Raw genomic sequence first — 13753 nt, 5'->3', positions numbered from 1 at the left:
AAAACTGTAATATTGTCAGTAACTTATTTTTTTGACCAAAATCCTTAGAGGGTCAGTATGGCCGGAATGAGGGGTCAGCATCACCGGAATATCCAGTTTTGGCAAGATCATCTAATGCTAAAGTGAATTCATTAATAATTATATTGTTACGAAGATTTAAAATAGACTGAACTCTTCTTAAGTTTGGCTTATCCTGTCTCAAATTCCCATTCGGAGTCTTTGAATAAAGAATATAACCATCTGTTTTTGTGGCTATTTCTGAAAATTTGAGATTATTAACTAATGCTACTAATTGGTAATATAAATATAGTTGGTTTGTATGATTTGGTTTAATACTTTCGCCATCATCAGGAAATGGGACACCGCCTGACTTTAATTCTACAATTTTAGAGTTGTTTTCTGTGTTTAACTCTAGTATATCTAAACGCCCTTGAATGCCGTATAAGGAGCATAAAAAAGTAGGTTCTAAGGATGCATTTTCGATGGAAATACCATATGTCTCAAACTCATTAATAACAACATTTTTAATTCTGTCAAAATGCAATTGGGCGTCCTGCCAATAGCTAACAAAATTCTCTCGACTAGCTAAATCAGTGCACGCGGTATACTCAAATGGGTAAGACTTGAAATCCTTTTCAAAAGTCTCTTCAAATGTGAGTAAATTTGGGTCATTAGCACCAAAAAGTTCATCTCGTAAATATCCAATCCTAGGGATTCTTCATACTCTACCCCATTGTAGGTCATAAAATTGTTTTCTACCCCATTGATATTGGAGTTGTACCCACGGTGCTCCATTCCGAAGGGATAGTAGTTATTTTCCTGTATGATCTCCGAGATCCTTACAACCCCGTCTCCGTTCTGATCGAAGTAGGATAGTCGCACGTTCCCCAAGTGGTCCTTGTATTAGAAAATCACCACCATTTAATATTATTACGAACCGTATACCCCATCAATATAACAAACAATATTGAGACTACAATGTATATCCAACTCACTATCCTATATGGTTGTTTCTCTTCTTTTGTCCTATTGTTAAATTGTTTTAATATATGTTTATATCGCGTGCCATGCCAAAAATACCAAAAGTTAAATGCTATAAAAACTGTCGGAACAATGAAAGTATCATTTTTGAAATACAGATTTCTACTATTCAATAAGTGGAACAAAATAAAATCCTTAACTGCAGCAAAATTAATTATCTGTAATGCCGCGATTCCTAAAACCGTTGAAAAAAATGGAATATTTTGTTCTTTCCATTTTGGTTTACCGTAATGATTATATAAAAAATAAAAAAAATAATGAAACCACATGATTTTACCAATTTGGTGCGTTATGTACTGCATTAAAATACCAATTACTTTCAACAACTCCTTTTCCTAATCCTGTTCCAAAACTCCAACCGGTTAAATAAACATTCCCTCTTGCCAATGCTGCGGCATCCACACCACCTATATATGCTGCTCCTAAATTTGTTAACTTTCCTTGACTCCATTCGTTATATGTGCTATATACACCATAGGCTCCAAGCATTTTCCCCCCCGTATTTATCCATTTAGACAAATTTCCAATAGTTACGCGCCGTTCCGTGAATTGATTTCCATGAAATCCATGACCATATCTTTTTGCTTGGGTCAAACTAAACCATCCCTCATTGTTATATAAAAAATTGCTGACCTGACCTGCCGCGTAAGAACCTAAAGCGATGCCAGGAAAACTTCCTCCATTTTGCTCCCAACTTCTTTCTCTGTAATATTTATAAGTATACCAAGGATTATTATAAGAAGATGATTTTTCATTCCACCAATGAGAACCATATGTTGACACCTGGTTTTGTATATGATCTACCTGCCTTGGACTCAAATCACTGGCTTTTCCACTCTTGTCAATTGCAACGCTTTCTCCGTCCAATAGAATACTTCCGTCACTCAATCTCCCACCGGACCCTCTAAATTCTTCTCCTACAAACTTATCTATTTGAGCGATGGATGCACCTCCATTAAATGCATCTTCCATAGATACCATATCCAAAAATCTCTGAATATCCTTTTTATCATCTGTGTACCAATTACCGTTTCTAATTTCCCATAAGCCCAAAGGATCACTAAACAGAATAGGATTATTAAATCCAAATCTGTACGGAGTCCAATTCTGGGCTAACTCAGAAGCAGCATCAATCACGTTAAATCTACCAGTTGCTGGATCATATTGCCTAAAGGTCATTTCTATTGTATTAAGCCCCAGACTCTCATTATATTCTTGACCATTATATTTCCATTTCTGGGCCACACTGTTTCCTATTGGGGATATTCCTTCATTATAGCCCTTATGCTTCAAACCAAAAGGGTAAAAATTATTCTCCTCTACAATTTCCAGTTGCGGGGCACTTGTTGTCCCCGTATTGGAATAGGATAACCGTACATTCCCCAAATGGTCCCTATACTGGTACACATACTTGAATGTGTTATTTTCCTTCGTTACATACCCCTCGGGATGGCTGAAAAACTGCAATTGCCCGTTCTCATAGATATACCCATTAGCATACTCCGTTGCTGTCACAGAACTTCCCTGGGTAACTTCTTTCTTTAATTTGGCTCCCGAGGCATCGTAAATATAAGCAATTTTATTGCTCCCGAAACTGACCTGGGTAGGAAGGTTTAAATGATTATAGCTAATCCCGGTGATCCCCTTATTGGCGTCCGTCAGTAAATTGCCGTTGGCATCATAGGTATAATCGTTGCCCGTATTGGTCCCGTCCTTAAATCCGTAGGTCTTGTTACCACTATCCGTTACTTTTAAAAGCTTGTTACCCGTATCATAGGTATAAGCCAGGTTGTCCATCACCCCGAAAGAAGTGGCGCCGCTGTTCACGTGTCCCCTGCGGGTTAAATGTTCTATATTCCCGTTCTTATCATAGGTAATCCCTTCTACCGTATAACGGTCCGTCTGCCCGCTGCCGTTAAACTTCCCGGAGGTGATGCGGTTCAATGCATCATAGCTGTAGGCATAACGTCGCATGGTATTGTCATTGCTTGTCTTCCAATACGTCTCTGCTATGTTACCATTGTATAAAGGATCAACCACCCCGCTACAGCTCTTGTTATAGTTGATCTGGAAGTTAAACAATTTACCTGAAGGATTACCGCTCTGCGGAGTTTGCAACTTCACAGCCTAAGCCTTCTATGAAAAGAAAAAAATGAAAAACGCCTCTCTGTGGCGTATCTCAATTCTCACAAGTCTTCCTTCATTTATTGCTGCAAAGATATGGTCAATGAAAAGGCTTAAACAAATTACAAGAACATGCTTCAACCATATGAAAACACCGTTTTGGAAGCCCCTCAGAGAGGAGCATGACGTTTTGGCCTGTCCTTGATGTGCAGTGAGCTGCGAAGTCGGAGACCTTCGCAGAGCACAGAACACTTCGTAGAGCGGGGGAAGCAGGCTCAACTGCCCTTGGTCGTAGATCTTCCAGGTGACTTTTCGGCTCATGCTTAAAGTTACAAACACAAAACCTTATAACAAAAAAAAGAGGCTGCCTTTTTAGACAACCTCTTCTTGTTTTTTCATATTCATTTAATCTGGGTCGCCAGGGACTTTAAAGCGGTTTTTTGAGCAATTATAGTCAACCCATACTGACCTTTTAGGATAAGTACCGACCTCTTGTAGTTGACATTTCCAGTTAGGGTTATTCTCAACTTGCTTTGATGACAAAAACAAGGTCATTAAAATAGTATCTCCAGCTCTGTCCGTAGTAAAAGTATAAACCCTATAATCTTTATTGAATTTGTTTTTATATTTTACTCTTAACTTTCTTTCAAATTCTGTTATTTCCTTTACCCTATCAACTTCTACAATAAAACGCTTAACAGCATAACCAATTGTTACTTGATTGTTTTTAACCTCATAGCTTCCACATTCTGTCAAACTAATAGTAATTTGATTGTCGCCAATGTTTTCATTTATCAATTTAGTCGAGTTGCAAGATATAAGCAGTCCTAATGCTAATAGGAATAAAACTAATAAAGTTGTTTTTTTATTTACCATCTTTAAAATCTATTTAAAAATTGATTGACGATTAGTATAGCGTGTACCGCTGGCATAGATGGTGCACTTTGGGTAGAAAGAGCTGTTGGTGGCGGTTGTAAAGCACCTGCACTATTGAGTATTTGACCCTGATAACTTCCGTTATTCTCGGTATAGTGCGTTCTTAAAGGCAATCCATTTGCACTTCGTAATACATTTTCATAATACATTGCATTGTACTCATCAACACCTCTTGCGTCTGCACCGCTTCCAAACCAACGACTATTTGCAGTTCTCTTTAGAGAATATTTATGCGCCATTTCGTGACCTAAAACAGCATATCCAGGTGTGCTTCCTGATTTTCCTCCTTGGAATATTTTCTGACCATCATCACTGGTAGAACCATTGTAATAAATATTTAAGTCCTTTTGTGTTAGTCTGCCGTTTTTACCACTTCTATAGGTATTATTATTAGGGCTACCTTTTTTAACAAAGTGGTCGAAGCTATCGTTAGCCAAATTAGAAACGATTTCGTTTCCAAGTACATTCTCTTGGTTTTTCTTTAAATCTCCAAGTACTCTATCTGCGAACTTACTCGTTTCTCCTGTATATTGCTTTCCATCAGCACCATTCCATTGTTGGTTTTCAGAATCATAGGTTAGTGTAACTTTCTTTCCAAAAATTCCTAAAAACCCTGTTCGGAAACTCACTCTTATGCTATCTCCTTTTACTTCAGCATATAAAATAGGGTTGTTCTTGGTAAAACTATAAGGTGATTGGTCATAGTACTTTTCAGAAAACCTATCGATTTTATTGAAGCGTGCGATTGCTGGGTCGTAATCCCTCCATTGGAAGGCTAAAGTGTTTTTCCCTAACTCTTCTTCGAGCTCTTGACCTTGATACGTTTGGTACTTATTTTCCGTACCATTGATAACATTATTGTACCCCTTGTGTTCAAGCCCGAAAGGATAATAATTATTCTCCTCTACAATTTCCAATTGCGGGGCACTTGTTGTCCCCGTATTAGAATAGGATAACCGTACATTCCCCAGATGATCCTTATACTGGTAAATATATGTATAAGTACCACTCTCTTTGGTTACATAACCTTCCGGGGTATTAAAAAACTGCAACTGCCCGTTTTCATAAATATAATTCCCCGCATACTCCGTTGCTGTCACAGAACTTCCCTGGGTGACCTCCTTCTTTAATCTGGCTCCCGAGGCATCGTAAATATAAGCAATTTTATTGCTTCCGAAACTGACCTGGGTAGGAAGATTTAAATGATTATAGGTAATGCTTGTAATCCCCTTGTTCCTATCTCTGGTCGTATTGCAATTAGCATCCCGGGCATAATCATTATCCGTATTACTACCGTCTTTAAATCCATAGGTTTTACTGGCTGTTGCAGCTTCAGTTACCTTGACCAAAAAGTTGCCTCCGTTATGATAGGCGTAGGTCAGCTTGTCCATTTCTCCGAAATGGTCGGCATTGTTTTTATCAGGGTTGGCTACAAGATGACCGTTACGGGTCAATCCCGTTATATTACCATTTTTATCATAAGTAATACCTTCTAGCGTATAACGGTCCGTCTGCCCGCTGCCGTTAAACTTCCCGGAGGTGATGCGGTTCAATGCATCATAGGTGTAGGCATAACGTCGCATGGTATTGTCATTGCTTGTTTTCCAATACGTCTCTGCTATGTTACCATTGTATAAAGGATCAACCACCCCGCTACGGCTCTTGTTGTAATTGATCTGGAAGTTAAACAGCTTTCCCGAAGGATGATCTACATCGTTGATGTCCGTCAGCCATCCCCGCACATTGTATGTATATGCTATGCGTTGTAAAGGGTTTTGGGGCGTATTCCCCACCTTCTTCTCCGTTAACTGCCCTAATTCATCATAGACATTTTCGGCGATAAGTTCGCCGGGAATGCTGATCGAAGCACTAAAGCTGGCGCTACTGGTGGCCTTGAAATGGAAGCCGGGTTTTAAAGTGATGGAATTACTGGCTACTTCATTTTTAGTGGTTGTTACTATACTGTCAAAAGTAAGGTTACTTCCAGAGGTTTCCTCCCCACAATTTTCATCCAGACACTGCAACTGTCTTATTAAACGTCCTGTATGGTCATATTCAAACTTATCTATAGTTACTATTGCAGAATTGCTACCTTTGGAATGGGTCGTTTTGGTTTCTAATACCCTGCCTACAAAATCAAGCTTGCGTTCTACAACATCGGTAGTATTCAGATAAGGATTTTTGCCAGCCGAATAAATAATTCTTCCTTTTTTATCATACGCTGTAATAGTCGTAATCCAATGATCCGTATCCAAAACCCGTGTCTTACCTCCTGTAGAAAATGTTCTGGTATTGAGGTCTACCGGTTGGCCAAATACATTAACAGGAAGACTCAAACCTGCACTATCAAATTCGTAGTCATCGTAATAATTAATAGTAAATATTTCTACAATATTCTGAGGTTGGGCTCGATTAGTATAATATACATCTGTCCCGGCTATTAAGACAGCCTGGTCTGTTTTTAATTCATATTGATCCTCCGCTTCATTAAAAGTATTTTGCAGAGTTGTTCTGGAGTTAGAATTATTTATCTTACCGGTATATAGTACTCTTCCGTATACATCATATTTGGTAAACAACCATTGCCCCAGAGCTCTCAGGTTCCCATCCTGTGTCATGACAGGTTGATCTAGGGTATTATATATAATAAACTCCCATTCTTTCCCGGGCACCTTTTTTTCAATCAGCCGGTTCCTATAGTCATATTTATATTGGTAGCACAGTTCTTTCAGTTCTGCGGCAGAAATCCCATCAGAAGTGCTCACTTTAGGAGAAATAACATAAGTAAGATTCCCGTAATAATCATATACATAGTATGTATCGTGGGATGATCCGTTATTGTATGTCCGCCTTAATATCAACCTGTTTTCCTTATCCTTAAATTCTTCTGTAGTATGATCCTTTCCGCTTTCCCAATTTTCGTCTTTCGTTATCAGTTTATAAAGTTCTCCCGCTTCATAATAATTGGTACTGCCACCTGATAGCTGAGGAGCATCAATATTACCATTTACGTAAGTTACACGATAAAGTCTTACATTATCATTGGCTGTATTATTAGGACTGGAAGGATTGTGAGTATTTGACTGGTAGTCAAACTTAATCTCATGATTATTCCCCGTTTTCCATATTGCCCCGGGGGCTGCCTGTCGTAACACCCTGTTTAGAGGAGAAGGTTCAAAAATTTTTTGGGAGTAGGCATTTACCTGGTCTCCTGTCAGGCTCCCAAAATCATCCGGATAATGTGCTTTATGATATTGCCTGGCGGAAGAAGAAACATTTCCCCTGTAACTACCCTTATCCCCATTATCTTCTTTGTAAGGCAACCATTCCTTATCCTGCCGTCCATAAATGTCATATCCTATATGGGTTATTATATCCATATTATCAGGACTTGCTCTTATGGCAATATCCTGTTTTGGACGACCAAGGCCATCGTAATATAGAACTTGTTCGGTAACATCACTATTTACAGTAATTCCGCCAGGAGTTTTCATGCCTCTTTGATAAGTACGTGTATAAATATAATTCTCATTACTCAACACAGGTGCAGTATATGCATTTTCCGGACATCCTCCATTAGGTCCTGCTATATCCGGACAGGCATCTTCATTATTGTTTACATAGTTATCCGGTTGAGTACAGGCACTTTTGCTAGTATTCGGATCACCAAAGCCATCTTCATCAAAATCCGCATACCAAAGTGTCGCTTGCTCAACGGTATAATCAATCCTACGTGCCGAACTCCAACAATCCTCATTGTTTCGGGCCCTTAAAAAATATGTAGTTCCACTGGTAAGTACAATGCTTTCGGAAGAATTGGCGGTACTGTTACCTGTAGAACTTGTTTGCCAGTACCAAGTAACCCCACTGGGAGGTGATGCCCGTTTTAAAACAGTGCTTCCACAATTTTTGATGATGTCAGGAGCCGTTGGAGTACCGGGTGAAGGGCCTTTTACAATATAATCTATTTTTCGCGAGGGCCCCCAACAACCATTTCCCCATCCTCTCAAATAGTATACAGTACCACTCGTAAGGGTGATATTAACCGAAGGATTTAACATACTAGTTCCATTAGCACTACTCTGCCAATACCATGTAGTATTACCTGGAGGAGTACCTCTTGTCAATACCGTATTTCCACAATTGTTTGTAATCGTAGGAGCCTCTGGCATAGAAGGTTTGGATTCATCAATCTGTCCGTTACAGTTATTGTCGACTCCATCACATACTTCGATTGCACCAGGATGTATGTTTGGATTACTATCATCGCAATCAGAATCATTAGCAGCATATCCGGGGGGTCTGGTTGCCGAACAAAATCCCGGAGAACCGGATTCTCCATATCCATCCCCATCCCCATCGGGATACCATAACAATGTACCAGGAGGACAATTTTGCGAAAATACCTCAGCACTAATGATCAATAACACAAAAAGTAATAATATATTTTTCATTGCCGGTTGATATTATATTAGTTTTTATATTTATATCGCTGATCGGACAACAGGTTTCCATCTCCATCTTTTATAGCTTTTAGCCGATTAAAGGAATCGTATTCGTAGTAAATAACATTACCCGAAGAATCAGTTTTACTGGTCATCCCTATCAAAGGATCATAGGTATATGTATACATTTGAGAATCTTTTGGATGAATGCGTACGTCATCAATCGCATCTCCTTTGGCAAGTATTGCAGAAGGCCCCAGATATGGTAATTCTCCGCTATACTTCCAAACCCCACCTTCCCTATACCAATAGCTCAACACGTATTTCCGACTATTTGGCAAAGAGAAATTCACAGTATAATCTCCTACAAAGAATCCGGTTCCTGTATGAGCTTCTCCCGTTGTTTCAGACTTTTCAAAATTCAAAAAAAGATATTCCCGAATATCTTCTGTCCGAACTGTTGGATAATTCATATTTATCTTGATTCCACTATTTAAATTAGTCCAATCAAATAATTCTGAATTAAGTTCGTAATCCCCTGGTTCCAAATTAGCGAAAACAGCACTATAAGAAGTCGTACCACAACTACTCCCCCCATTTGTAATACACAAATTCTTAATAACTGAATAGTTTTGACCTGTAAGATGGCAAGAAATCTTAGCCATAGACCCTACTTCCGGAACTAAGTCAAATTGTATACTAACATTTATGTCACCTGTACGCTCTACAGTGAAATACATTTTTTTAGAGTTCGGACCAGCAGGCAACAATACAGATTTGTACGCCGTTGATGAATGAGTTGTTTGCTCACTGTTTGCATTATCACATTTTACTATAGGATACTGTGCCTCATAATCCCACAAAAAATTCGTACTTATCCCATATGGAATATGAAACTGTTGCAAATTCCCATAATCATCATACAAGTCATAAGATATTCGATTATTATAATGAGGATCAGGATTAAAAACAGCAGCAGTCCCCGAAGGAGGAAGTACTCCCAAAGAGGATCGATTAGAAAATCTGAAATCACTAAGAGGGAACCATTTATCGCTCTCTAATAAAAGTTTTTCAGAAGGCTTACCTCTACCATTTCCGGTATCATAATACTTAGTAATAGTACCTTTTAAGACAGAATAATTATTATTATCCTCTAAATATGTAACTTCTTCTATTGGATAAGCTTTCCAATGGTTACTTTGCATAACATCAATAAATGATGTTCCGGAGCTATAATCCAAAGGATATGTTATTAACGTTACTTCCTTCGTTCCGTCACTTTTAGTAATAGATTTTCTCGTAATTTGCTGATGTTCTATATTATCATAAGCATAAACCGTTCTCACAGAATGAGGAAAAGAAGGGTTGTCATACCCGGTTTCTGTTTTCGAAACCAAATAATTGTCATCCGATTCCATCACATAGTTACTATATACATATCTTATATCTGCTTCTCCGCCCGAATAAGTTTTTCCTGCTCCTTCAATTACATTTCTCTGACTGGCAACAAATCCAATGTTCTCATACCTTGTCAGATCAAAAGCCGAATAAGTATATGATATACTTTTTTTTATGTTATAGCTATCAGTAGATAGATCATAATCATAAAAACTCTGATTACTTAACTGTCCCCGATTATAAAACTTACTGATAATCAAAGGTCTTCCTAACACCTGAGAGGCCTGCGATGAGGAAATAATATCACTGTGGTCCCTATATTCATAAACAGTTTTTCCATTAGGCTCATCTCCATTCCCCATCACATATTCAGTTACCTTAGGGTAAGAGACTATCATCCCTTCATAGGTAACAATATCTACCGAAGGGTTTGCAACAAAATTTCGTACTCTTTTTGTTTCTTTCAGTGCTGTACCTCCGCTTATGGTGACATATCGCATGTAAGTCTGATTTGTTTGAAATAAGTAATTGGACAAATGAAAATTAGGACGGGCACTATTGTATTCATATACCCGGACTAATGGGGAAGTATCATTAGGATGATTATAAGATCTAATCGATTTAACTCTCAAACCTCCTGCCAGCATTTCATCTCCACCTTCTACGTAGCGATTGGCCTCAAATTCAAATTCAGTATAACCTTTCGTCGGATAAGTAATTCTTTTTAAAGATCCTGCTTTCATATATGATTCAACAGGAGCTCTTGAATCCGTAACTGAACTGCCAATCCATAGCGTATTTCCAGATCCGCTTCCATTAATCCCGGAGATATAATTTATTTCCATTCTTGGCACCAATGTAGAGTTTGCTTTACCATTATAATACCCCCAATAATCCTGGGCACGTGAAGTCTTTCTTGGTAACATCAAAGAGTTATAATCAAAACCATATATTTCTTCATCAACATTATCTTTACCCTTTACTATCACCGCATCAAGCCTTAACCTTTTCGTCAAATTATCTGTACCATTTATAAAATACGAATAGTTAAATTCAATTTCTCTTTGCTTTTCAAATTGCCCTTGAAAATTCTTAGAATAAATAATAATTCTGTTCAAGCTTTTAGTTGCCAAATCTTCCCGATTATATGGGGATAATTCGAATACTATTTTCCCATTTTTAAATTTAATTTCACTGACTTTAGCCTCATCAACTGAAGTTCCCAAGTATCTTGATATATTCGAAGTCGCGGGGACATAGTTATACGGAGCTGACATGTATTGATATACGTTATCTTCAACAGTTATTAAGTCCGTGGTCCCTTCAAAAGTTGTATATGAAGATGTTGTATAATCGTATGATATGGTATCTTGCCTATTAGGACTAATGATATCCTCTAATTTCCATGCTGATGGCGATATCGATTCAACTCCCCCATTTGAAGAGTTAGTTATATCTCTGTATCTTTCTCCGAAAACATATAAATATCCTTTTTCATCTACTATATTAAAGGACATACTTCCTGTAAAACTAGCATCTACATCAACAGGAGCATAAGGCATTAACCTTACCACATTATTATCTGTACCATCAAAAAAGAATTTCCCGGATCTTCCAGGAAAATTATATGAAAAAATATCAGGTTGATAATCTTCACTTCCATCAGATGCCGTGCTAACATAATAAAGATCAGAGGCATTCGGATATGTTATATCAATATCGGTGCTTTTCTTGATTTCATTAATCAAATATCCTTTTTCATCAATACCTCCATTGACTTGTCGGGTAATTTCACCTCCGGTATTTAAAGCCCAACCCAGCCCAACCCAACTTGCATTCTCTGCTACTTTAATGCCAGAAGCATGATACCTTAGCGCTATGGGAATTTCAATTTCTCCCATAACAATAGTGTATAGCGGTATACTAATATCAGGGATTCCGCTGTACAAGTTTACTTCATAGTTCTCAAACTTAAAAAGTGAAGATGCATTCGGTGCATTTGGAACAACTTCCGGAAGTAGTGCCGAAAGATTATCCTGAGCAAAACCAGTAACTGTAAAAAAAAATGTCACAACCAACATCACAGGGCTATTCTTGAAATAACATAAAATTATTTTTTTCATCAAAAAGTATTTTAGTTCATATTAATACTTAAAACTTATCAAATTATGTTGTTCGCTTAATTCAGACCTCTTATAAATGAAAATGTAGGATAGTGCTAGACTATTCCATCAAATAAAAAACCAATCCGTCATCACTACGGACTTCATCATCTGTTAGTAATCCCCGGAGGATGGGAAAGTGATATCGCCATACATGCAGACAGGGTGGATTTCTTGGGGGAAGAGCGATTATTGCATCAGGAATGACTCTGAAACAACACTACCAGCCTGGCACTAAAAATGTATAGAGATTAGGATAAAATTATAGTTTATCATAATTTTAACACGGTAACAATAATACTATAAAAAATCATAAAACACAATAGATTTTATACAAGAATGTTTTAAAGATATCTTTTCTTTCCTGATTTATTCACCAAATACCGTACTGTATACTGCTTACGGAAGTCCGTATTTATAGATGCCCGGAAGTATTTTATACTTTTTGACAGCTTTCCTGCTCACCGTATATAAATTTTAGTATTTTTATCCCCAAACACTTTTACCATGCGTACCAAGACACACGGGGTATATAAAAGAGTTCCTGCATTTAACCTGCAGGAAATGCTGATCGTACTCGCTATTATAGGCATACTGTTGCTTATAGCGCTACCCAACCTCATGCCATTGATCACCAAGGCAAAAAGTGTAGAGGCTCAAACCCAGCTCAAGGCTATTTATAATGCCCAGAATACATACCGGTATATGTATTCCAAGTTTTCGGCCGATTTTAACGAGCTGGATTTCGAACCGCCCAAAACGGTCAATGAGAACGGTACTGCCAATTACAAATACGAAATCATAGAAGCCTCCAATTCCGGTTTTAAAGCAAGAGCTGAAGCCGTAACAGATTTCAATGGTAATGGTGTATTTAACGTGTGGGAAATCGATGAGAACGGAGTCCCCAAACAGACTGTAAAAGATTAAAAAATATCACGGGATAGCCTATATAACGGTGGAATCCGCTCAAAAGGATACCACATCAAATACGTGTTCATTTGCCTTGTAAAGTCACTACTTCCCCCTCATCAGACTTTACTTACGGTAATGGCCCTGTATATTATATCCGACAAATTGGCACAGCCAGAAGCTTATCGTTATGCTTTTAGTAAAAATATGTCTTATTATCGTACTGGGGATTATTTTTTACCAGGATTACAGATCGCGGATGGTCGCCGTATTGTGGTTCGGAGTAACGGTATTGCTCTTTGGCGGACTTCATTTTTCTCAGGTATATTCCTGGAATTTCCTCGTTTCCGTGGGGTTCAACCTAAGCTTTATCGCCATACTATCGGGGGTACTTTGGCTCTATTCCAGGTATAAGCTAAAAACTGCTTTTATCAACGGGAGCCTGGGCCTGGGAGACCTGCTCTTTTTTATAGCTGTCGCTACCGGCTTCCCTACCGTGACTTTTATGGTCCTGTTTACGTTTTCCGTATTCTTTTCCCTTATCGTACACCTGCTCCTGGCATCCGGAAATTTTCAGCAAACCGCCATTGCGGATGTTACCGGGGGGATACCTAAAGATGCTTCGGGAAAGAGCAATACGTATACGATTCCGCTGGCCGGTTACATGTCACTTTTTTTTATCCTGATATTCCTATATACTATCTTTTGTGATACACCTTCGTTATATTTGACCTGAAA

General features: G+C 38.2%; 8 protein-coding genes. 2 read left to right on the top strand and 6 right to left on the bottom strand.

What is annotated here, in order from left to right; all coding sequences use genetic code 11:
• Positions 1 to 52: 52 nt before the first annotated feature.
• From BT112_RS16450 to BT112_RS16420, 6 genes are all read right to left on the bottom strand, one after another.
• Positions 53 to 544, bottom strand: coding sequence for a hypothetical protein (locus BT112_RS16450; RefSeq protein WP_072318474.1), 492 nt, complete (start codon positions 542 to 544; stop codon positions 53 to 55).
• 41 nt (positions 545 to 585) lie between these two features.
• Positions 586 to 891 (bottom strand): hypothetical protein, encoded by a 306-nt coding sequence (locus BT112_RS16445; protein WP_072318473.1) that lies wholly within the window; start codon positions 889 to 891, stop codon positions 586 to 588.
• A gap of 423 nt (positions 892 to 1314) precedes the next feature.
• Entirely contained in the window at positions 1315 to 3165 is a 1851-nt protein-coding gene (locus tag BT112_RS16435; RefSeq protein WP_139276279.1) for an RHS repeat domain-containing protein, read from the bottom strand.
• A gap of 405 nt (positions 3166 to 3570) precedes the next feature.
• Positions 3571 to 4041: a hypothetical protein gene (locus BT112_RS16430; protein WP_072318470.1), complete on the bottom strand. Its 471-nt coding sequence runs from the start codon at positions 4039 to 4041 to the stop codon at positions 3571 to 3573.
• Between the two features lie 2 nt (positions 4042 to 4043).
• Positions 4044 to 8555, bottom strand: a complete 4512-nt coding sequence (locus BT112_RS16425; RefSeq protein WP_072318469.1) for a DUF6443 domain-containing protein — start codon at positions 8553 to 8555, stop codon at positions 4044 to 4046.
• 17 nt (positions 8556 to 8572) lie between these two features.
• The gene (locus tag BT112_RS16420) at positions 8573 to 12067 is read right to left on the bottom strand and encodes an RHS repeat domain-containing protein (protein ID WP_072318468.1); all 3495 of its coding nucleotides are present in this window, start codon (positions 12065 to 12067) and stop codon (positions 8573 to 8575) included.
• Between the two features lie 546 nt (positions 12068 to 12613).
• On the opposite strand from BT112_RS16420, the gene BT112_RS16415 reads away from it, so the two are divergent.
• Both BT112_RS16415 and BT112_RS16410 read left to right on the top strand, forming a co-directional pair.
• Positions 12614 to 13033: a prepilin-type N-terminal cleavage/methylation domain-containing protein gene (locus tag BT112_RS16415; protein ID WP_072318467.1), complete on the top strand. Its 420-nt coding sequence runs from the start codon at positions 12614 to 12616 to the stop codon at positions 13031 to 13033.
• 172 nt (positions 13034 to 13205) lie between these two features.
• Complete coding sequence (locus tag BT112_RS16410) at positions 13206 to 13751, top strand: hypothetical protein (RefSeq protein ID WP_072318466.1); 546 nt, start codon at positions 13206 to 13208, stop codon at positions 13749 to 13751.
• The last annotated feature ends 2 nt before the right edge of the window (positions 13752 to 13753 follow it).

The organism is Sinomicrobium oceani, from assembly GCF_900119185.1.
GTDB classification, from domain to species: Bacteria; Bacteroidota; Bacteroidia; order Flavobacteriales; family Flavobacteriaceae; genus Sinomicrobium; species Sinomicrobium oceani.
This window is presented reverse-complemented; position numbering and strand designations above follow the sequence as displayed.